Genomic DNA, 20,102 nt, shown 5'->3' with positions numbered 1-20,102 from the left:
TGGTCTTCGAGGTGTGGTGCCAGGCGTCGCGGCGCTCCTGCAACGCCCCGTTGTAGAGCGAGCAGTGATCACGCAGCATCTCACCGAGCGCGAGCCGCTGGCCCACGGTGGGCCGCAGGAGGAACTTGTACGCACGAATCACCCGGCCCACCCCCTCTTCGGTCCGGTCCGGCGGAACCGCACTACTCTTGGTTCATGTCACCACGCTGGGAACCAGATCCCGATGTACGACGAGGCCGTCACGTAGTTTATAACCTTCACGCAAACTTGGTATTCGTTACCAAATATCGGCGGAACGTCTTCGACGACGACATGCTGACGCGCTGCGAAGAGATCATGCGGAACGTCTGCACCGACTTCGGTGCGGACCTGATCGAGTTCAACGGCGAAGACGACCACGTCCATCTGCTGGTGCACTATCCGCCGAAAGTCGCCCTGTCGAACCTGGTGAACAGTCTCAAGGGCGTCTCCTCACGCTACCTGCGCGCCGAGTTCACCGGCCGCGTGAACCGGGCCACCCTGCACGGACGCTTCTGGTCCGGCTCCTACTTCGCCGGATCCTGCGGCGGCGCACCACTCCAAATGGTCAAGGATTACATCGAGAACCAGAAGCGCCCCGCCTGAGCAGGGCAGCATTCCGGAGCGATGCTGCAGCGCTCCGGGCCGCAGTGTTCAGGATCGGATTCCCTCCCCGCCCGAAGGCGGGGATTCCCTCCGAAGAGAGGGATGGACGGGGTGTGCTGGGAGGCTTGTCCGTGTGAGAGGCCGCCGAGCCCACTCCGACGAGCACCAGCTCGCGCTGCTGCTCGTGCTGAAGTCGTATCAGGCGAGCAACGCCTTGCGCGTGGCGTCCGAGTCCCGAGGTGCCGCGCCATGGCCGGCCGCCCGGTCAGGTCGGCCCCACGTCACCCCCGCGTCACCCGGACTTCCGCGACTTCCATCAGGCCGTCGAGTTCGACCCGGCCGACGGTCTGGTCGGGGCGCACCGTGAGACCGTCCCGGCGGACCAGATCGAGGAGGCGCTCGGCGAGCGGCAGCACCATGTGGCGGCCCCAGCAGCGTTCGTGGGCGTGGCCGAACGGCAGGTACCCGGGGTGGTCGTCCGGCTCCAGGTCCGCCCACCGCTCTGGGCAAAAGGCGTCAGGCGCCTCCCACCGCGCGGGATCGCGGTGACTCAGGAGGGGCAGCAGCAGGACGTCGTCCGCCGGGCCGATCCGGGCGTCCACCGCGGTGAATTCGGGCGAGGCCACCCGGAGAATGTTCCAGGACGGTGGCAGCAACCGGAGCGCCTCGGCGAGGAGGTGTCGGTTCGGGACGGCGTCGTCGAACGGTGCGCCCAGCCAGACCGCGTTGGTGACCAGTGCGGCCACGGTGAAGCAGATCGGCGCCGCCACCCGCCGGTAGAGGTACATGGCGTATCGGCGGTCCGGGTAGCCGGTGGCGCCCAGGACGAGCGTGGCGAGCTTCGAGAGGGGTTCCGCGTGGTCGGGGCGGCGCAGCAGGGCGGCGCCCGACGTGACGGCGGACCAGGTCAGTTTCGGGGTGAGTTCCAGTCTGCGGTCCACCAGGACCCGGAAGCGCAGGAGTTCCCGTCCGAAGACCAGGTCCCGGAGGTAGGCGTGCGGCACTTGCGGCCACGGGCCGGTCAGGTCGACCGACGTCTCCAAGGGGCGCTGGAGCGCATTCCGCACGTCCGCCGCCACCGCCTGCATGTAGGCGGACGCATCGGCCCGGCCTACGTGCCGGCCGAGGACGGGTTTGAAGGTCGGGCGCTCCTCGGCGTTGGCCGGCCGGCTGCGGAGCAGGGCGTCCATCAGGTCGGCGCCCGCGACACCGATCGTGTTGGGTTCCAGCCGGAACAGGTCCTGGCCGGTGTGGCGGCTGAGCAGCGCGTCGATCCTGGGCGCGAAGCGCACCCGCCGGCCGGGGTGGCTGACGACCGGTCGCTGGGGCATCGGGAACCTCCGGGAACGTGGGCCGGTGGTGGGCCGTCACGCCCGGCCTGCCACCGGCCTCTCCTACAGGCGTGGGCCGGTCAGATCCAGCCGTACCACGCATAGGCCTTGAGGCTCTTGTCGCTGCGCATCCGCTTCACGAGACGAACGAACTTCATCCGTACCTCCATGGCGGGGAAGGGTCTGTTCCCCGGTTGCAGGCCGTCGAATGGGTCTTCGACCGCCGCAGAAGTGAATGCCGGGGCCCCGGCGACGTCAAGTGACCTGTATCACCGTAAAGAACAACCAACACCGTGTTTCATGCGAGTTCAGGGTGCGAGGCGGCGAAAGCGCTTGACGAAGCAGGCGATTGATCCCGATGTAGCGGATACGTATACCAAGTGCCTTATGCAACAGCGGTGTTGGTGGTTGTGGTGAAGAGGCGAAGGCTTTACGAAACGGGGGACCTGGGCACCCGGCGGCACGTGCGCGTGGCGGGGCGGCCGGCCACCTTCACGGAGCCCGATCCGTTGTCATCGAAATGATCTCGTACGCCCCCTGCGGGTCCATGGCACTCGGTGCGGAGAGACGGGCTCCGCCCCGTCGATCAGCCTTGTGACCCCGACGGGCACAGCAGCGACACCAACAACCCGGAGAACTGCGCCGCCGCCCAGGGCAGCCGTCGGCCCAGCATGGTCTGCACCTGTGCCTCGCGCCGGCGGAAGACCGGGTGGTCGACCCGGACATGGGCGACCCCATGGCCGCCGTGTCCTGGTGCAGGTCGCCGACGTCGCCGACGAGTGCGACGCCGCCTTTGGGGCGGACGAACTCATACTGCGGGGCAAGTCCGTCGCAGACCAGTGCCGGATGGACCGTCAGGCCCTCCAACTGCACACCGATGTCGAAGGGCTCGCGCTGGCTGGTTCCGACCGAGCCGAGGGCAAGGGGGTACTCGCACACCTCCGCCGGGCTGACCCGCTCCCGCCCGGCCAATGTGTGCCCCGGCGGGACGACGCTGGACACCGCGACCCGCGACCTCGTCGCCTCGATCACCGCCCACCCGCCCGCGGCGACGCGCGCCGCCACACACTCCATCGACAACCTGCTCGGCCCCGAACGCGATCGTCTGCGCCGCCTCCCGGCGGCCCCGGCCGCAGACTACGACAGCCTGCAGCGCGGGCTCAGCACCTTCCTCTCGCACATCACCCACGCCGGCTGACCCGCCGGCGGCTCGGCGGACAACGCGCCCGCCGAGTCCTTCAATGCCACATGCAAGCGTGAGACGCTCCAGGGCCGCAGAACCCGGGCCGACGAACGCGAAGCCCGCCTCGGCCCGTTCCGCCGGCTGCACCGCTACAACAGCGGCCGAGGCCCGGAATGATTCATTAGTTGCGCAACCTGTAAAGTATTGGAGTGAAAGCGAGAGGCCCGTCGGCGCGCCAGGTGCCCGGCCGTGACGCCCGAGGAGTGGCATCGTGTTCTCTGATGTGGGTCCGCTGGAATTGGTCACGCTCGCGGTCCTCGCGGTCCTCCTCTTCGGCCCGGACAAGCTGCCGGAAGTCATCCAGAACGTGTCAGGGTTCATCCGGAAGTTCCGGGAGTTCTCCGAGAACGCGAAGGAGGAGATCCGGTCCGAACTCGGCCCGGAGTTCAGGGACTTCGAATTTGAAGACCTCAACCCCAAGGCGTTCGTGCGCAAGCACGTCCTGGACGGCGACGGCTTGGGGCTCGACGAGATCCGTGGCGCCCTCGACCCGAGGCAGGAGCTGACGGAGGTCGCGGACGCCGTACATGACGCAACAGCAGACGGTTCGTCGACGGAACCCGCCCCGCGCATGGCGGCGACGAGCCCGGTCTCCCTGAGCAAGGGCGGGGACGCGGCGAAGGCCGGACGCCCTTCGCTCGATCCGGACGCCACCTGAACCGCAGCGATGGCGGGGTGTCGTCCTGGTTGAGGGCGACGTTCTGGCCCTGGGCAAGGCCGACGCCCATGTGTGCTGCTTCTTCCGAGGTGAGACGCCGCCGGGTCTGCCGTGGGCTGCTCCGGCGTCATGGACTCGCAATAGTTTATAGATTGCGCAACTGTTAAAGTTTCCGTCATGAACACGGATGACGCGACAGGTTGGGAGGCCGCGGTGCTCGACGGGGGTCCCGCGCACGGGCTGCGGATGCGGGTCGCCGACCGGCCGGGAGTGCTGCAAGTCACCTACCCCTGCCCGTTGGACGCCCCGTCGGGTGGCGTTCAGGTGGACGCGCTGTACGTCTACCGCCGCGACCTCGGCGTACGGGGTGAGCCGCTGCGATACGGCTTCGACAGGGCCAGCCCCTGATGCGCCCGCCGGGCGGAAGTTCAGCGGGTCGTGGTGCCGCCCTCCGGGACCGGGCGGGCCGAGGCCGCATCGCCGGGGGCGGCATGGATCGTCCGGGGAGGCGCCGGTTCGGCCGGTGCGGGTTCGGGTGTGGCGGCCGGTGGCGCGCCGTCCTCCTTCATCGCCCTGGTCTCGCTCTTGAGGATCCGTAGCGACTTCCCCACCGCGCGGGCGGCGTCCGGCAGCTTCTTCGACCCGAACAACACGATGATCACGATCGCCACGATCAGCAGGTGCCAGGGTTCCAGTCCGTTGCGGAGCATTGTCACCCCGTCCTTTCTCTCGCTTGTCCCGGCGTGTGCGCCGCGGAGGTCGCACCCGCCGTGAAGATTGCTAGATTGCGCAACTGTATAACCATGGGGTGGGGGCAGTCGTCCCCGCTGCACGAGCCGGACGAATGAGGGCCACACATGACAGGCAGCCACCAGACGGCACCCACGCACCGCGGCGGCGTTCGGCCCGCTGCCCGCGGCCGACGGCGCAAGCACGGCCGGGTGCGGCTCGTGCCTGCGATGTCCCTGTCGCTGCTCGTGCTGGTGATGGCCGGCGCCGGCTGGTCCTGTCTCAGGTTCAGCGGCAACATCGACGCGTTCGGCGCCCTACGGATCTCCGACAGCCGGCCCGTCGCCGCCTCGAAGGGACAGAATGTCCTGGTCATCGGTTCGGATGCGCGGAGCGGCGGGAACAGTGAACCGGGCGGCGGAGACAAGGGTGACACCGGCCGCTCGGCGGCGGCCCTCGCCCCTGGATCGGCGCACGCCGCGAGCAGTACCGGCGAAGTGGCCGAGGCGCTGAAGAAGAGGCCCGTCTACGTCGACCCACGGGCCGAGGAGCAACTGTCGAAGGCCGATGCCGACGCACTGGCAAAGAAGATCGAGGATGCTGACAAGCCGGTATTCGTCGCCGTGCTGCCCGCAGCCGCCTCATTCCCCGAGGAGACCGTGCTGAAGGACGTGCGGTCGCTGACCGGCGTCTTTGGTGTGTATGCGATCCGCCTCGGTGACGGCTTCAACGCGGGTGCCGATCCGCAGGTGATGTCCCGCAACGCCGTCGACAACCTCAAGGGCGCGGTGAAGCGCTCCGCGCCCTCGGACACCAAAGCCCAGCTGAACAGCTTCGTCGACCAGGCACTCCAGCAGGCCAAGGGCAACGCGCCGTCCTCCTGGGCGGACGGCGACGAGGAGGAGGGCTCGGGGTCCACCGGACTGCTGGTTGCCGGCGGCGTGCTGGTCGCCGGCGGCGCGGGCGCGTACGCCCTCTACCGCCGGTCGAAGAAGAAGAGGCAGGAGCGCGAGCGCGCCGAGCTGGAGGCCCTGCGTGTGGTGGTGGACGAGGACATCACCGCTTTCGGCGAGGAGCTGGACCGTCTCGATTTCTCTCCGTCCGAGCCCGGCGCCACAGGTGATATGCGGCAGGACTACAGTCATGCCCTGGACACGTACGAGAGGGCCAAGACACAGATGGCCCGGGCCGCCCGGCCCCACGACGTCCAGCAGGTGACCGAGACCCTGGAGCAGGGGCGGTTCGCTCTGGCCACCCTGGCTGCCCGGCGTACCGGTGCCCCGCTGCCCGAACACCGGCTTCCCTGCTTCTTCGATCCCCGGCACGGCCCGTCGGCCACCGACGTGCAGTGGGCCCCGCACGGAGGCACGATGCGGCCTGTTCCCGCATGTGCCGCGGATGCCGCACGCCTGAGCGACGGCGAAGAACCGCAGTCCCGAATGGTCGACACCGACCACGGCAGGCAGCCCTATTGGAATGCCGGCCCCGCCTACACCCCTTGGGCAGGGGGTTACTTCGGCGGCGCGGGCGGCATTCTCGGCGGTCTCCTCATGGGCACCGTGCTCGGCAGCCTGATCAGCGCACCCTCGGCCTTCGCCGACGCCGGGGGCTCCGCATCTGCGGAGAGCCTGCCCGACGGCGGGGAATTCTCCGGCGCCGATTTCAACCCGGCCGACTTCGGGTCAGGCTTCGGGGGCGGAGACTCCGGTGGCGACTTCGGGGGCGGAGACTGGTGACCGGCGCCGGTCACGCCCGGATGGCTGCTGCGGCCTTGGCCCAATTGGCGTGGAGGCGGTCCAGATAGGACTGGGCCTGGCTGCCTGGTGTCGCCCCGCGGGCGAATGCCTTCATGTTGCCGGCCCCGGCGTTGTAGCCAAGGGCCAGCAGTTCGTTCTTGGTGTACGAACCGGCCCGGCGGGCGGGCAGCTGGGCGGCCAGGTCGTGCAGGTGCCAGGCGGCCGCCTCGATGGCCAGATCCCGGTCGTCGGGCAGTTCCTCCCACCTCCGGTCGGCGAAGTCCCGTCCCCGCTTGGTCTCGGCGAAGGCCGCCCGATGCATGTTCGCGATGCCGAACGAGGCGTCAGGCTTGTAACGCTGCCAGGCCCGTTCCAGGTCGGGGTCGTGCGGCTTGTACGACTCGTTGTAAAGGATCGCCATCAGCATCTGCGGATTGATCCCGGCCTTCGCGGACTGCGTTCGGACCTGTGAGGCAAACTCCGCGGGATCGTAAACCGGATTCCGCATCGAAGCCGACGGGCTGGCCGCGCTGTGCGTCGGAGAAGAAGACTCGCCGGGTGCCGCAATGCCTGTTGACTCATCAAGCTTCGACATGTGGCCGCAGCGCACCACGCCCCAGACGCCCAGGAAGAGTGCCAGCACCGCGAGCCATCGCCGACGTGCCCGGGGATCCGCCATGTTCCGAAATCCTCCATCGCCCCTACGCAGAACTCGACAGTCCCATGAGTGTCGACCAGAAATGATGGCGTTGCCGCGCGAGCGGCGAGAAAAATGAAGGCGGGTGCCAACGGGACGTTGGCAGGATGTCCGTGCTCAACACCCGATGGGAAAGGACTCGACGACCGTGGCTCGTGCCATCACTCTTATCCGCTCCGCCTCCCTCTCCGACGTCGCCGAGTACGCCTACGCAGCCACGGCACCCGCCGACTCCCGCCTGATCTTCCTGGCAGGGGCGTGTCCCCTCAACGACGACGGCTCGACGGCAGCGATCGGAGACTACGCGGGTCAGGCGCTGAAAGCCGTCGAGAACATGCGGGCTGCTCTCGCTGCCTCCGGCGCGTCACTCCAGGACGTCATCAGTACACGAGTTCTCGTCGCATCGGCCCGCCGGGAGGATCTGGTGGCCGCCTGGGAGGTAGTCCGGGACTCGTTCGCCGACCATGACGTCCCCAGCACCTTGATGGGCGTCACTGTGCTCGGCTACAAGGACCAGCTCGTCGAGATCGAGGCCGTCGCCGCCGTGCTCGACTCGCTGCCCTGACAGGAGACCCGGTGCCTCCCAAACTCAGGTTCTGGCACACATTCCGTGAGCGATCTCGAGTCCGGCCTCACCGGACCCCGGTGACGCGTGGTCCGCGCAGCTCACATGACGCGCGCCTCCTGCCGGCGAGAGCCAGCAAGATCTTTCACGGAATGTGTGCCAGAACCCGAACTCATCAACACCACCCGTCTGTGGAACACGGCCGGGGCCGCCACGCCGCGCCGCCGTCAGCGCGGCGACGCCCGACGGGAGGAGACGTCCGGCGATCCGAGGAACCGTCGGTGACGACGTCCAGGACGCCGATGCGGCCGCCGGGCTTGAGGGCATGGAAGGTCTCGGCGAACACGGCGTGCATGTCGGTGGACAGGCTGATCACACAGTTGGAGATCACGACGGCCCGTAGGAGCCGGAGGTGTTCGACTCGGCGACACTCAAGGAAGGTGGCGTGTTCATGTCCCGCTCCTAGCGTCGGCGGCCCGAGTAACACATTTTCGAGGGGAATCTCCCGAGCATGCGACGTAGACCTGTGAAGACGCTGACGGTCCTGGCCCTGACCGGCGCCGTGGCCGCCGGTACGGCGATCACCGCCAACTCCGCTCCCCAGCAAGACGGTCAGGGGAAGGAGATACGCAACGTCATCTACCTGCTCGGTGACGGAATGGGCCGCACTCACGTCACGGCCGGCCGCGACCGCTACTACGGGGCGGACGGCAAGCTCAACATGGAGCGCCTGCCGTACACGGGCGCGGTCGCCACCTACGCCGTCGAGAAGGGCAGCGAGCAGCCCGCATTGGTCACCGACTCGGCCAGCTCGGCCACCGCCTGGTCGTCCGGCGTCAAGACGTACAACGCGGCGATCGGCGTCGACACCTACGAGAAGAAGGTGTCGACGCTGATGGAGGAGGCCAAGTCGGCCGGCTTCGCCACGGGAAACGTCTCCACCGCCGAGATCACCGACGCCACTCCGGCGGCCCAGTTCAGCCACGCGCTGCTGCGCGGCTGCCAGGGCCCGGTCTACTCCGACGCCGCCTGCCTGCCGAAGAAGGCCGACGGCACGTACGAGTCGGCGCCCAAGGACAAGACGCTGATCACGCCGATCGCCGAGCAGATCGCCCACAACGGCACGGCGGACGTGATTCTCGGCGGTGGCCTTGCCCGCTTCGAGCCGGACGACCAGAAGGCGTTGCAGGCGCAGGGCTATCAGGTGCTCGGCAGCTTCGGTGACCCGTCGCTGCCGGCGCAGACCGCCGCCAGCCAGAAGGTCGCCACCAAGACCGACCTGGACAAGGCCCAGGGCAAGAAGGTCATCGGCCTGTTCAACCGGGGCAACCTGAGCGTCGAGCAGGCGAAGGCCTCCCTGCCCGCGGACGCCCCGCAGAAGCAGGAGCCGACACTGGCGGACATGACCAAGAAGTCCCTTTCGCTGCTGAACGGCCGCTCGAAGAAGGGCTTCCTGCTCCAGGTCGAGGGCGCCCAGATCGACAAGCGCTCGCACGCCAACGACGCCGCCCAGACGCTCGCCGAGGTCAAGGCGTTCGACGACGCGGTCAAGGCGGCGTACGACTTCGCGAAGAAGGACGGCCACACCCTGGTCGTCGTCACGGCCGACCACGAGTGCGCCGGCTTCAACATCATCGAGAAGGGCACCTACACCAACGCCGAGGCCGTCGCGCCCCCGGCCAACACCGACGCGGGCAACCCGGCCAACAACAGCACCCCGTCCCGCTCGTCCTCCGGCGCCAAGGATGCGGCCCGCTCCAGCGGCATCGTCAACGGCGCGGGCTCCGGCGACGCGAAGAACTTCGCGCCCGCCACGTTCCGTACGCCCGACGACCCGAAGGGTGTGAAGGACGGCAGCGAAGACGCCAGCCTCTGGCTGACCTACCTGTCCGGCAACCACACCGGCGCCGACGTGCCCATCTACGCCTACGGTCCGAATGGCAGCGCCTTCGCCGCCAGCCAGAACAACACCGAGCTGTACGGAAAGCTGTACCGCTCGCTGTTCGGCACCGCGCCCCAGCACGGCTGACCTCTTTGAGGCCGGGGCCGGGAGGGTTTCCCCCTCCCGGCCCCGGCCCGGATGTATCTGGAGTACGACGATGAGACACCTCACCCGCTCTCAGGTGTTCGCCACACTGGGCGCCGTCATGCTGGCGGCCCTCACCGGCTGCAGCGCCGCCGCGGACGCCGACCGCGCCGATGCGCAGCCATTGCCGACGCTCACTCCGGCCGCCCTGCCCGCCCCGCGTTCCGCCCCTGCCCCGGCTCCCACACTCACCTCACTGCCAAAGCAGGGCGAAGTCCGTATCGAGGAGGGACCGTTCACCGACCGGGTACGCGTCACCGGTCTCGCGCTCACGAAGAAGCCGACAGTCACCGGTCATGTGGCCATCACCTCTGATGTCAGTGACGTCCTCGCCCTGGAACTACGTGCCGCTTACTACGACGCCGACGGCCGCCTGCTGGGCACGGGCAGCTTCCAGTACCAGGAAGAGGGAGAGGACGCGCACGGCCACGGCCACCATGACGGCCCGCGCGCGGCCGGGAACGGCATCGACTTCACCGTGCCCGCGAAGAATCTCACCGGCACTCCGGCTACCGCGGTGCTCTCCATCCCCGTACTGGTCAACGAGTAGTCGACCCAAGGCGAACGGGCTCTGTCCCGTAATCGGTGGTAGCGCTGTGCGGTGATCGCTGGAGGAGGATGCGGTGGGGGAGCAGAGCGAATCCGGCTCGGCCGTGCATCCATCGGCGGGGGTCCGCTGGGGAGGCTGCGAGAGCCGGTCTCGAGCGTCGTTCTCCTCCATGGGCCGGGCTGGTCCGTCGCGAAGCCCGACCGGCATAGCGAGACGCCGCCCCCTTCAGGGGACGGGATGGAGGAGTCACAAGTTCAGCGTGTGCCTCACGGCTTCGCTCCTCTCGACAGCGGCTCTGGCCTCCACGGTGAAAGGGCTGCCGCCGAAGGCGAGGTGAGCGAAGCGTTCGCCGATGAGCTGGTGGGTGGCGGGGTCCGGGTGCAGATTGTCGGGCAGCGGCAGTTCGGCGTGGTCGGCCTCGCCGTAGAGGTCGAGGCCGTGGAGGTAGTGCAGGTTCGGGTCGGTTGCGGCACGCTGCTGGACGATGCGGGCCAGCTCGTCGCGGATCACGGTGAGGGTCAGTTTCCCGGCAGCTGTTTGCGCGGGGTCGCCGGTGGCCACGAACCGCAGCCGCCCCTCGCTCATCGCGCTGAGGTCCGGGGCGCTGGGTCCGGGCGTGTTCTCGTGGATGGCGCAGTAGATGGGCGAGACGACCAGCAGCGGGGTGGTGGGTTGGCCGTCGCGGATGGTGTCGAGGAAACCGTGGACGGCCGGGCCGAACGCGCGCAGCCGCATCAGGTCGGCGTTGACGATGTTGATGCCGATCTTGACGCTGATCATGTCGGCGGGGGTGTCGCGCATGGTGCGGGCGGTGAACGGGTCGAGCAGGGCGCTGCCGCCGAATCCCATGTTGACCAGCTCCACCTTGCCCAGAGCGGCGGCCAGGGCGGGCCAGATCCCGGTTGGGGTGGCAGCGTTGGAGCCGTGGCTGATCGAACTGCCGTGGTGCAGCCAGACCTTGCGGCCGCTGGGCGGTGGTGTGTGGACGGGGGCGTTGGTGCGCAGGGCGGCCAGCTGGGTGGTCTCGTTGTGCGGCAGCCAGATCTCGACGTCCTTCTCGTCGTCGGGCAGGTCGGTGAAGCGCAGGGTCTCCACCGGCCCGGGCCGGGTCTGTGCGGTTGCGGAGGCCATGTCGATGGTGAGCGTGTCGCCCTCGGTCGCGCCGGCCCGGCCCGCGAGCTGCCCGTCGACGAGGAGCTCGTACACCCCGTCGGGGGGTGGCGGCGCTCCGACGTAGACCCGTTTGGTGGCTACGACGTCCAGCTCGACGGCGGTGGCCCGGGTGCGGAAGGCCAGCCGTACTCCGGAGGGCTGTGACTCCGCCATGGCCAGCTGGCCGTCGGGGATCTGCTGCCGGGCGCGCGTGGGCAGCCGGTGGGGCAGTACGCCGCGTTCGGTGCGCTCCAGGTCGAGGGCGCCGCGCAGGAGGCCGGCGGTGATAGGGGTGGTGGTCCAGTCGTGCTCGGTGTTCATTTCGCCGGTCTCTTCGATCAGGAGGGTCGGTTGGCAGGGCGGCCGGAAGGGCGGGTCAGGAGGTGGTGGGCCAGGTGCGCAGCAGGGCGTCGAGCGCGTTGAGGATCTCGGTCCAGCTCTCCTGCGAGTCAGGGGTGCTGTGGCTGAAGCCGCCGGCGGTCTCCAGGCCGACGTAGCCGTTGAAGACGCTGCCCAGCAGCCGCACCGCGTGTGTCTGGTGCGGTTCGGCCAGGTTGTATCCGCGCAGGATCGCCCGCGTCATCTGGGCGTGCCGGACGCCGGCGCTGGCGGCCGCCGTCTGCGGGTCGAGCCGGAACCGGGCTGCGGCGAAGCGGCCCGGGTGCTTGAGGGCGTAGTCGCGGTAGACGTTCGCGAAAGCGGTCAGGGCGTCTTTGCCGGCTCGTCCGGCCACGGCGGTGGAGACCTGGTCGGCGAGTTCCTCCAGGGCGAGCAGGGCGATCCTGGTCCTGAGGTCGTGGGCGTTCTTCACGTGCGAGTACAGGCTCGCGGTCCTGACACCGAACCGCCGGGCGAGTTCCGCGGGGGTCACCTGCTCGAAGCCGGCCTCGTCGGCCAGCTCTGCCCCTGCCCGGACCAGGCGCTCCGTGGTCAGTCCTACCCGTCCGGCCCGTGCCATGTTCATCCTCCGAATCGCTTCTCATCTCTGACATCGCCGATTATGCATCTACCTAATCAGGTTAGGCAAATTAGTGTGCCTTTTATGAAGCCGCTGACTGAGCAAGAGATTCGTACCGCGTTTGTGAACTGCACCAAGGGCGAGGCCAAGCGCCTGAGCGTCCCTCGCGACCTGGCCGAGCAGTGCTGGGGCGATCTGGATTTCCTGGGCCGGCGAGATCCCCAGGCCCCCGACTCCGGGCCTACCTCGTGACCGCAGCTGGACGGCCGCCCGGTCGGCGTCCAGCTGCGGTCCTCCGGTGTCGGCTCCTGGCAGATGCGGCGCAGCATGTGCCCGGTGTGCGTGACCACCCACACCGGGGGTGTCTCCCTGATGGTCGCGCCGAGGTCCGGGAAGGCCGGGCAGCAGGGCAACTCGGTCGGCGTCCACATGTGCAGCGACCTGGCCTGCTCTCTGTATGTACGCCGCGGTCCGCTGTCGGGGGAGGGCGCTGATCAGTGTGCGTGCGGATGGTCGTGATCGTGGTCATGGCCCTCGGGGCGTTGCGCCAGGGCCTTCGTGCGTGCGGTGACCTCGTCCGTGGACACCGCGCGCAGGTCGATGAGCACGTCCTCCAGGGCACCCAGCCAGAGCAGGTAGTAGTTGTAGGACTCCTCCCGCGCCGACGCGCTCTCCCAGGCAGCGATCCGGTCGGTCAACGCGGCCTGGAATTGCGGCCAGGTGAACGCGCCCGCCTCGTACAAACTGACGGCCATGCCGAAGGCGCGGCTCTCCCACGGCTCGGCGAACACCAACTCGCCGTTGGAGCGCGGCGGTGCGGTCGGGCCCTCGATGTCCAACGGCGCGCTCATGGGGCCTCGACCTTCGCCACGCCCACCATCGCGTCCCTCGTCACCAGCGGCACGAGCTCCTCCTCGGACAGGTGGCCGGTGCCGGCCGGACGTTCGGGCAGCACCAGCCAGCGCACCTCGCTGGTGGAGTCGCGGACGGTGATCCGCACGTCGTCGGAGAGTTCGAGTCCCATCTCGGCCAGCACGGTACGCGGCTCCCTGACGATCCGCGCGCGGTAGGCGGGGTCCTTGTACCAGCTCGGCGGCAGGCCGAGCACCGGCCACGGGTAGCACGAGCACAGCGTGCAGACCACCACGTTGTGGGTGGTCGCGGTGTTCTCCACGACGACGATGTGCTCGCCCTGCTGCCCCGAAAAGCCCAGCTCCTTGATGGCGGCGGTGCCGTCTTCGAGCAGCCGCAGCCGGTACTCCGGGTCGGTCCACGCCCTGGCGACGACCTTGGCCCCGTTGAGCGGTCCCACGCTGGTCTCGTAAGTGGTGATGATCCCGTTCATCACCTTCGGGTCGATCAGGCCCCGCTCGGTGAGCAGCTGCTCGAGCGCCTCGGTGCGCAGGGCCGCGGGAAGCCTCTCGCCCGGTCCTCCGGTGGTGGTCATGCGGTTGTCTCCAGGTAGCTCTCGTACAGCTCCGCGGTGAGCGCGAAGGGTTCGGCGCCGGCGCCCCACAGCTCGTACGAGTCGAACCGTACCGAGTAGACGTGCTGCGGATTCTCGCCCAGGAAGTGCGCGTTGGTGTCCGGCAGCACCGCGGCGGGCTGGATGAGCTCGACGATGCCGGTATGGCCCCGCACGTAGCCCGGCAGCCGGGTGTGGCCCGGTGGCGACATGTCCTTGGCGCGCACACGCTCGCCGATGGCGAAGACCGGGGCGGCGTCCACGGTGCGCAGCGAGCCCTCGGCGGTCGGCGTGTAGTCGGGCCGGGCGGGCTTCGGGACCGGCGGTTCCTCGACGTGTTCACCGCGCAGGTTGCGGGCGCGGGCGTCGATCGCGCCCGGCGCCAGGATGGCGCTGTCGGTGAGCAGCAGCTCCCCGGCGTTGAGCCAGCGCCCGTAGTAGCCGTCGTCCAGGTAGGCGGCTCGGTCCAGGCGCTCCAGCGCGTGCCGGAAGGCGTCCGTGTTGATGCCGCCGCACGCAACGCGGCTGGAGAGGATCGCAAGCGCGAATGCCTTGCGCTGCCAGGGCTCCTCGAAAACAGGTTCACCGCGTCTCGGCGGATGAACGGGACCCCATCCCGGGGTTCCCCCCATATCGGCAATACCATCCATCACACGACCCCTTATATGCCTGCAATAGTGGACATATTCGCTGGAATTGTAGGTGGGTGGCGTTCTCCGCGTCCGGCATCGGCCGCACATGAACCCGCCCGGCGGCAGGCACCAGCCGCACGAGAAGAGCAGCGGCGCTTGACCAGACCACACCAAGGTGAGACACGCACCTTCCAGCATGGGCAACGGACAAGCTCAGCAGTACCGGTACGGCACGGGCCGGCACCACGCTGATCGGGAGTTCCACACCGTCATGCTGCGACCAGGCACCGATCACAGCGCGCCGAGCGCGGTGTCCGGCCTGCACACCTCGCAGGCCGGGGCCCGTCGGCGAGAGCGGCAAGGGCCTGCTCCCGGGCGGGTGATCGGGCCGGTCGGCGGTGTCAGGGGCTGTCCGGCCGCTGTGATAGGAACGGGCGGTGTACGGTTCGCAGATTGATGTGGTGATCGCCGATGACCAGGAGCTGGTGAGGGCGGGTTTCAGGCTGATTCTGGGGGCCCAGCCGGGGATCCGGGTGGTGGGTGAGGCGGCTGACGGTGTGGAGTGTGTGGAGCTGGCGCGCCGTCTGCGTCCGCAGGTGGTGCTGGCCGATATCCGTATGCCGCGACTGGACGGGCTTGAAGTGGTGCGGCAGCTGGCCGGTCCGGGTGTCACCGATCCGATGAACGTGGTGGTGATCACGACGTTCGATCAGGACGATTACGTGCGTACCGCTCTGCGGTACGGCGCGTGCGGGTTCTTGTTGAAGGACGCTTCTCCGGGGTTGCTGGTGGAGGCTGTGCAGGCGGCTGCGCGGGGGGATGCGCTGGTGTCGCCGGCGGTGACGGTGCGGCTGCTGAGGCGGCTGGAGGAGTCGGAGCGGGGCACGGCGTCGCAAGGCGCGGAGGGTGTGGGCCTGAGCGAGCGGGAGCTGGACATCGTGCGGCTGGTGGCGGTGGGCCGTACGAACCAGGAGATCTGCGACGAGCTGTTCTTGGCGCTGTCGACGGTGAAGACCTATCTGGGCCGGATCCAGACGAAGCTGCAGGCCCGTAACCGGGTGGAGGTCGCGGCGTGGGCGTGGGAACACGGGGCGGTGCGTTCCGGCCGGTGAGGTCCTGGCGGGTCAGGCCGGTGGGGTGGTGAGGGGCAGGGCGGCCGTGAGCTGCCAGCCGCCGCCGGAGAGCGGGCCGGTGTGCAGGGTGCCGTCGAGGGCTTCCATACGTTCTTTGAGCCCCAGCAGTCCGTAGCCGCCCCGGCCGCCGGCCGGCGTCGCCGCTCCGGGTGGCGGGGTGTTGGTGACGGTGATCAGCAGCCAGCCGGGGTCGGCGTCAAGGCGGACGACGGTGCGTGCGCCGGGGGCGTGGCGGCGGACATTGGTGAGGGCTTCCTGGACCGCGCGGTGTGCGGAGATCTCGATTTCGGGGCTGAGGCGTGCGGTGCGGGCGGCTGCTGACGCTTCGAGGGTGGCGGTGCTGGTGTCCTGGCCGGTGGCGGCGCAGTGGGCGGAGACGAGGTCGGCGAGTTCGGTGAGCAGGTCGCCCGGGCGCACCGCGGTGTGTTTGTCCTCGCGCAGGACGCGTACCAGCCGGCGCATGGATTCCAGGGTCTCGGTGCCGGAGTGGGCGATGTTGCGCAGGATGGGTTCGACCTGGTCGGGTGCGCTGGTGCGGATGGCGAGGCCGGCGTGGGCCTGGACGATGATGCCGCTCATGTGGTGGGCGATGAGGTCGTGCAAATCGCGGGCGAGGGCCAGGCGTTCGGCCTGGCGGACATCGCGGGCGGTGCGCTCTCTGCGGGCTTCGAGGGCGCGGATGGCGCAGCCGATGGCGATGCAGACGGCCAGAGCGAAGGTGAGAACGTAACCGCCGGCGATGAACACCTGCCATGACCCGATGCGCAGAGGCAGCAGCAGCACGGCCGCGCTGACCGCGAAGGTCCAGGCAGCGGCGGTGGCCGGCCTGGCGCGGTCGGCCGTGGTGCGGACGGCGAAGCACAGCAGCCCGAACGTCTCCAGCGCGCCCCACCAGTGAAGAGTGGATGGCACGATCCGGCTCCACGCGGTCAGGGCCAGGGACGCCGCCACGGCGATCGCGACGCGTCGGCCCAGCGGGGGTGACCAGGGCGTGTCGAGGACGGCCAGGCCGATCAGCGGCCCGGTGACGAGCAGCGGCAGCCAGGTGGTGGGGGAGCCGAACGGATCGCTGCTGCGGGCGAGCGTGGCGAGGTCCGCGAGCCACGTGAGCGCGAAGGCGAGCAGGCTGCTGGTGCTCAGGAGCCGTCTTGCGGCCGGAGTAAACGGAAGGTGCCAGTCCACGGGTTCAGCGTAGGAGCACGGACGGCGGCCCGTGTCGGCCGAAAGACCGACACAACCGCCCGCAACCAGCACTTCCGGCTGACACCGCGGCTTCCGGCGCGGCGGAATCATGGTGATCACGGCGGCCGGTTACCTCCCCCCGAGGCCGGTCGCCGGCCGGCGCGCCGTCACCCGGTCGACGGCGCCCTCCTGCCCTGACGCGCCCGGAGCGCGCGGGACCGGGAGGCGTCCGCTGCGAGCCCGTGCGCCGTGACGGACACCGTGCCGACCGCTCGTGGGGACGAAGCGGGCCGGTACGACGCCGTGGACCGGGCAGTTGAGCGGCCGGCCCCGGTCCACGGCGCAACTACCACCATTCGACGCGCGAGCGAGCGGAGAGAAACAACGTGAGCACCGAGGTACTGGTCGTCATCGGCGCGGGCGCCATGGGCCAGACCATCGCCCCGGGCGGAGCCGCGGTGGTCATCGCCGGCACGGCCGGTCACGCTTCCACCGCTGCGCTCACCGACACCGAGCCGGCACAGCTGCGCCGCACCCCTGCCGAGCACTCGCTGTCCCTGCCGGTCACGGACGAGAAGAACTTCCCCGACAGCGGACAGGCGTACGGCTTCGCCGAGCACGCCAACCGCCTGCGCGTGAAGGAAGCCGCCCGGGCCTGGGGCGCACGCGGCGCCCGGATCAACACCAACAGCCCCGGCGCCATCTCCACACCCATGGGCCAGGCCGAACCCGACGGCCCGCACGACGAGGCGACGCGCACCACGATCGGCATGTCACCGGTGCCCCGGCCGGGCACGCCGGAGGACATCGCCGCCGCGACCGACTTCCTCCTCAGCCCGGCGGCCGACTTCATCACCGGCACCGACCTCCTCGTCGACGGCGGCATCACCTCCGTGACCTCCGGCCTGCAGCCCGGCACCCCGTAACCGACCTACCGACTTCGTCCCAACCCGACAGAAAGTTCTCACCCCTGCCATGGCTACCTTCCTGCACCGGATCGGTCGCGCCGCGTTCCAGCGGCGCTGGCGGGTGCTGCTCCTCTGGGCTGTCATCCTGGGCGCCGCGGGCGCCGCCGCCTCCAGCACCTCCAGCACCGCCTCCTCCGCCTTCACCCTGCCCGGCACCGAAGCCCAGCGCGCCAACGACCTGCTGAGCGAGAAGTTCCCCGCCGCCAACGCCGAAGGCGCCGGCGCCCGCGTCGTTCTGCGCGCCCCGGCCGGGGAGAAGATCACCAGCCAGGACCACCGGGCCGACGTGACCGCGACGCTGAAGGACCTGAAGGATTCCTCCTCCCGCGTCGCCTCTGTCAGCGATCCGTTCACGGGCGGCACCGTCAGCAAGGACGGCACCACCGCCTACGCCCAGGTCACCTACAGGGACGCCGCCGAGGACCTGACCGACCGCGACCACGACCGGCTCGAGGACGCCTTGCAGGCCGGCCGGGACAGCGGGCTCACCGTGGAAGCCTCCGGCAACGCGCTCGCTCCGGCCGAGACGAGCCATTCCGCCGAAACCGTCGGCTTCGCCCTGGCCGCCGTCATCCTGCTCATCACCCTCGGCTCTCTCGTCGCCGCGGGACTTCCGCTGCTGACAGCCCTGGTCGGGGTCGGCGTGAGCACCACCGCGATCACCGCGCTGAGCGCCACCTTCGACCTCAACAGCAGCACCACGGCCCTCGCCTCCATGCTGGGCATCGCGGTCGGCATCGACTACGCCCTGTTCATCGTCTCCCGCTACCGCGCCGAACGCGCCGCCGGCTACGACGCCCGCGAGGCGGCCGGCCGGGCCAACGGCACCGCCGGATCGGCCGTCGTCTTCGCCGGGCTGACCGTGATGATCGCCCTGGTCGGCCTGGCCGTCGTCAACCTGCCCATCCTCACCGCCATGGGCATCGCCGCCGCCGGAGCCGTCGCCGTCGCCGTCCTGGTCGCGATCACCCTGGTGCCGGCCATGCTCGGCTTCGCCCCCGAACGCGCCCGCGGACGCGCCCGCAAGCGCGCCGTCGGCGCCACGGCGGACGCTTCACACGGCGATGCCGCCCGCACGGGCAGGAAGCCGCTCGGAGAGCGCTGGGCCGCCATGGTCCTGCGCCGGCCCGTCCGGGTGCTCGTGGCCGGCGTCGCCGCCCTGGTCGTGATCGCGCTCCCGGCGACCAAGCTGGAACTCGGACTGCCCGACGACGGCTCCCAGCCGACCTCCAGCACCCAGCGCAAGGCGTACGACATGCTGGCGCAGTCCTTCGGCGAGGGCTTCAACGGCCCCCTGACCGTGGTCGTCAACGACTCCGACCCCGCCACGGCCAAGCAGGCCGCCGCCGACCTGCACACGGCGATCAGCAAGCTCGACGACGTGGCCACCGCGGCACCCGCCGCGTTCAACCCGGCCGGCGACACCGCCATCATCGGCGTCATCCCCAAGAGCGCGCCGTCCAGCGACGCCACCAAGACCCTCGTCAGCGACATCCGCGGCCTGGCCCAGGACAACAAGGACACCACCGGCGCCGACGGAATGGTCACCGGCACCACCGCGCTGAACATCGACGTCTCCGACAAGTTCACCGCCGCCCTGATGCCCTACCTCGCGGTCGTCGTCGGTCTCGCCATCCTGGTGCTCATCCTGGTCTTCCGCTCCATCCTCGTACCGGTGAAGGCGGCCGTCGGCTTCCTGCTCTCCGTCCTCGCCTCGTTCGGCGCACTGGTGGCCGTCTTCCAATGGGGCTGGCTGGCGGACCTGTTCGGCATCGAACAGACCGGGCCGATCATGAGCCTGATGCCCATCCTCACCGTCGGCATCGTCTTCGGACTCGCCATGGACTACCAGGTCTTCCTCGTCACCGGCATCCGCGAGGCATACGTCCACGGCGCCGACCCCCGCCAGGCCATCACCAGCGGCTTCCAGCACAGCGCCAAGGTCATCACCGCAGCCGCCCTCATCATGATCTCCGTCTTCGCCGGATTCATCGGCGCCGGCGACGCCATCATCAAGACCCTCGGCTTCGGCCTGGCCGTCGCCGTCGCCTTCGACGCCTTCATCGTCCGCATGACCATCGTGCCCGCCGCCCTCGCCCTGCTCGGCAAGCGCGCCTGGTCCCTGCCCGCCTGGATCGACCGCATCCTGCCCAACGTCGACATCGAAGGGGAGAAGCTGACCAACCACCCGACGCCGGCCCCGGCCCCGACGGCACCCGCACCCGACTACAGCACCCACCGCTGACACAGGACGAGGGCGGGCAGCACACCACTCGTGCGCTGCCCGCCCTCACCCGGCTTCCACCGCAACGAGCCCGCCGGTCTCTCAGTCGACGGCGGGGACTTCGACGGGAAGACTCATCCTCAACGGCCGTTCCTTCGCGCTCCGTTAC

The 20,102-nt window shown here is 69.5% G+C and carries 23 protein-coding genes and 3 pseudogenes; 13 read left to right on the top strand and 13 right to left on the bottom strand.

Annotated elements, in window-relative coordinates; translation table 11 throughout:
- A partial coding sequence (locus tag ACZ7L9_RS33935; protein WP_471421373.1) for a helix-turn-helix domain-containing protein occupies positions 1 to 142 on the bottom strand: 142 nt, incomplete at its 3' end.
- 53 nt (positions 143 to 195) lie between these two features.
- Between ACZ7L9_RS33935 and tnpA the strand changes: the two genes are divergently transcribed.
- Complete coding sequence (tnpA, locus tag ACZ7L9_RS33930; RefSeq protein WP_471421368.1) at positions 196 to 624, top strand: IS200/IS605 family transposase; 429 nt, start codon at positions 196 to 198, stop codon at positions 622 to 624.
- A 281-nt stretch (positions 625 to 905) separates the two neighbouring features.
- Here tnpA and ACZ7L9_RS33925 read toward each other — a convergent pair whose 3' ends face one another.
- The 3 genes from ACZ7L9_RS33925 to ACZ7L9_RS33915 all read right to left on the bottom strand — a co-directional run bounded on the left by ACZ7L9_RS33925 (position 906) and on the right by ACZ7L9_RS33915 (position 2,894).
- A complete protein-coding gene (locus ACZ7L9_RS33925; RefSeq protein WP_471421367.1) occupies positions 906 to 1,955 on the bottom strand; it encodes a cytochrome P450 in 1,050 nt (349 codons plus the stop codon).
- An 80-nt stretch (positions 1,956 to 2,035) separates the two neighbouring features.
- A complete protein-coding gene (locus ACZ7L9_RS33920; RefSeq protein WP_020930389.1) occupies positions 2,036 to 2,125 on the bottom strand; it encodes a tryptorubin family RiPP precursor in 90 nt (29 codons plus the stop codon).
- A 322-nt stretch (positions 2,126 to 2,447) separates the two neighbouring features.
- Positions 2,448 to 2,894, bottom strand: coding sequence for a hypothetical protein (locus ACZ7L9_RS33915; RefSeq protein WP_471421366.1), 447 nt, complete (start codon positions 2,892 to 2,894; stop codon positions 2,448 to 2,450).
- On the opposite strand from ACZ7L9_RS33915, the gene ACZ7L9_RS33910 reads away from it, so the two are divergent.
- From ACZ7L9_RS33910 to ACZ7L9_RS33895, 4 genes and pseudogenes are all read left to right on the top strand, one after another.
- Positions 2,833 to 3,153: a hypothetical protein gene (locus ACZ7L9_RS33910; protein ID WP_471421374.1), complete on the top strand. Its 321-nt coding sequence runs from the start codon at positions 2,833 to 2,835 to the stop codon at positions 3,151 to 3,153. The genes ACZ7L9_RS33915 and ACZ7L9_RS33910 overlap by 62 nt on opposite strands.
- A 6-nt stretch (positions 3,154 to 3,159) precedes the next feature.
- Positions 3,160 to 3,303 (top strand): annotated as a pseudogene (locus ACZ7L9_RS33905) (transposase); the annotation flags it as partial.
- 106 nt (positions 3,304 to 3,409) lie between these two features.
- A complete protein-coding gene (locus tag ACZ7L9_RS33900; RefSeq protein ID WP_471421364.1) occupies positions 3,410 to 3,856 on the top strand; it encodes a sec-independent translocase in 447 nt (148 codons plus the stop codon).
- A 177-nt stretch (positions 3,857 to 4,033) separates the two neighbouring features.
- Positions 4,034 to 4,264, top strand: coding sequence for a hypothetical protein (locus tag ACZ7L9_RS33895; protein WP_471421363.1), 231 nt, complete (start codon positions 4,034 to 4,036; stop codon positions 4,262 to 4,264).
- 20 nt (positions 4,265 to 4,284) lie between these two features.
- Here the strand turns inward: ACZ7L9_RS33895 and tatA are convergent, their stop codons facing one another.
- The gene (gene tatA / locus ACZ7L9_RS33890; RefSeq protein WP_471421361.1) at positions 4,285 to 4,566 is read right to left on the bottom strand and encodes a Sec-independent protein translocase subunit TatA; all 282 of its coding nucleotides are present in this window, start codon (positions 4,564 to 4,566) and stop codon (positions 4,285 to 4,287) included.
- Positions 4,567 to 4,713: 147 nt separating this feature from the next.
- Here tatA and ACZ7L9_RS33885 point away from each other — a divergent pair, with 147 nt between their 5' ends.
- Positions 4,714 to 6,321, top strand: a complete 1,608-nt coding sequence (locus ACZ7L9_RS33885; RefSeq protein WP_471421359.1) for a hypothetical protein — start codon at positions 4,714 to 4,716, stop codon at positions 6,319 to 6,321.
- Between the two features lie 10 nt (positions 6,322 to 6,331).
- Here ACZ7L9_RS33885 and ACZ7L9_RS33880 read toward each other — a convergent pair whose 3' ends face one another.
- Positions 6,332 to 6,829: a transglycosylase SLT domain-containing protein gene (locus ACZ7L9_RS33880; protein ID WP_471421357.1), complete on the bottom strand. Its 498-nt coding sequence runs from the start codon at positions 6,827 to 6,829 to the stop codon at positions 6,332 to 6,334.
- 337 nt (positions 6,830 to 7,166) lie between these two features.
- Between ACZ7L9_RS33880 and ACZ7L9_RS33875 the strand changes: the two genes are divergently transcribed.
- Positions 7,167 to 7,583, top strand: coding sequence for a RidA family protein (locus ACZ7L9_RS33875; RefSeq protein WP_471421355.1), 417 nt, complete (start codon positions 7,167 to 7,169; stop codon positions 7,581 to 7,583).
- Positions 7,584 to 7,860: 277 nt separating this feature from the next.
- On the opposite strand, the pseudogene ACZ7L9_RS33870 reads toward ACZ7L9_RS33875, so the two are convergent.
- Positions 7,861 to 7,977: pseudogene (locus ACZ7L9_RS33870) on the bottom strand (arsenite S-adenosylmethyltransferase); the annotation flags it as partial.
- Between the two features lie 117 nt (positions 7,978 to 8,094).
- Here ACZ7L9_RS33870 and ACZ7L9_RS33865 point away from each other — a divergent pair.
- Positions 8,095 to 9,612 (top strand): alkaline phosphatase, encoded by a 1,518-nt coding sequence (locus tag ACZ7L9_RS33865; protein WP_471421354.1) that lies wholly within the window; start codon positions 8,095 to 8,097, stop codon positions 9,610 to 9,612.
- A gap of 70 nt (positions 9,613 to 9,682) precedes the next feature.
- Positions 9,683 to 10,219 (top strand): hypothetical protein, encoded by a 537-nt coding sequence (locus tag ACZ7L9_RS33860; RefSeq protein ID WP_471421352.1) that lies wholly within the window; start codon positions 9,683 to 9,685, stop codon positions 10,217 to 10,219.
- A 246-nt stretch (positions 10,220 to 10,465) separates the two neighbouring features.
- Here the strand turns inward: ACZ7L9_RS33860 and ACZ7L9_RS33855 are convergent, their stop codons facing one another.
- The gene (locus ACZ7L9_RS33855) at positions 10,466 to 11,692 is read right to left on the bottom strand and encodes an SGNH/GDSL hydrolase family protein (protein WP_471421350.1); all 1,227 of its coding nucleotides are present in this window, start codon (positions 11,690 to 11,692) and stop codon (positions 10,466 to 10,468) included.
- Between the two features lie 55 nt (positions 11,693 to 11,747).
- Positions 11,748 to 12,329, bottom strand: coding sequence for a TetR/AcrR family transcriptional regulator (locus ACZ7L9_RS33850; protein ID WP_471421348.1), 582 nt, complete (start codon positions 12,327 to 12,329; stop codon positions 11,748 to 11,750).
- A 42-nt stretch (positions 12,330 to 12,371) separates the two neighbouring features.
- On the opposite strand from ACZ7L9_RS33850, the pseudogene ACZ7L9_RS33845 reads away from it, so the two are divergent.
- Positions 12,372 to 12,848: pseudogene (locus tag ACZ7L9_RS33845) on the top strand (FBP domain-containing protein).
- On the opposite strand, the gene ACZ7L9_RS33840 reads toward ACZ7L9_RS33845, so the two are convergent.
- From ACZ7L9_RS33840 to nthB, 3 genes are read right to left on the bottom strand one after another with little or no spacing between them, the layout of a single operon-like run.
- Positions 12,824 to 13,180 carry a nitrile hydratase accessory protein gene (locus ACZ7L9_RS33840; RefSeq protein WP_471421346.1) on the bottom strand — a complete coding sequence of 119 codons (357 nt, stop codon included), beginning with the start codon at positions 13,178 to 13,180 and terminating at the stop codon, positions 12,824 to 12,826. The pseudogene ACZ7L9_RS33845 and the gene ACZ7L9_RS33840 overlap by 25 nt on opposite strands.
- Positions 13,177 to 13,776: a nitrile hydratase subunit alpha gene (gene nthA / locus ACZ7L9_RS33835; RefSeq protein WP_471421345.1), complete on the bottom strand. Its 600-nt coding sequence runs from the start codon at positions 13,774 to 13,776 to the stop codon at positions 13,177 to 13,179. The genes ACZ7L9_RS33840 and nthA overlap by 4 nt, the downstream gene beginning before the upstream one ends.
- A complete protein-coding gene (gene nthB / locus ACZ7L9_RS33830; RefSeq protein ID WP_471421343.1) occupies positions 13,773 to 14,444 on the bottom strand; it encodes a nitrile hydratase subunit beta in 672 nt (223 codons plus the stop codon). The genes nthA and nthB overlap by 4 nt, the downstream gene beginning before the upstream one ends.
- 419 nt (positions 14,445 to 14,863) lie before the next feature.
- Between nthB and ACZ7L9_RS33825 the strand changes: the two genes are divergently transcribed.
- Positions 14,864 to 15,538, top strand: a complete 675-nt coding sequence (locus ACZ7L9_RS33825; protein WP_471421341.1) for a response regulator — start codon at positions 14,864 to 14,866, stop codon at positions 15,536 to 15,538.
- A gap of 12 nt (positions 15,539 to 15,550) precedes the next feature.
- Here the strand turns inward: ACZ7L9_RS33825 and ACZ7L9_RS33820 are convergent, their stop codons facing one another.
- Complete coding sequence (locus tag ACZ7L9_RS33820; protein WP_471421339.1) at positions 15,551 to 16,741, bottom strand: sensor histidine kinase; 1,191 nt, start codon at positions 16,739 to 16,741, stop codon at positions 15,551 to 15,553.
- Positions 16,742 to 17,127: 386 nt separating this feature from the next.
- Between ACZ7L9_RS33820 and ACZ7L9_RS33815 the strand changes: the two genes are divergently transcribed.
- Complete coding sequence (locus ACZ7L9_RS33815) at positions 17,128 to 17,667, top strand: SDR family oxidoreductase (protein WP_471421337.1); 540 nt, start codon at positions 17,128 to 17,130, stop codon at positions 17,665 to 17,667.
- Between the two features lie 49 nt (positions 17,668 to 17,716).
- Entirely contained in the window at positions 17,717 to 19,954 is a 2,238-nt protein-coding gene (locus tag ACZ7L9_RS33810; protein ID WP_471421335.1) for an MMPL family transporter, read from the top strand.
- Positions 19,955 to 20,102: the final 148 nt, after the last annotated feature.

It is taken from the genome of Streptomyces sp. NPDC111516 (assembly GCF_055635345.1).
Note: the sequence above shows the minus strand (reverse complement) of the source record. Positions and strands in the feature narration are given on the sequence as shown.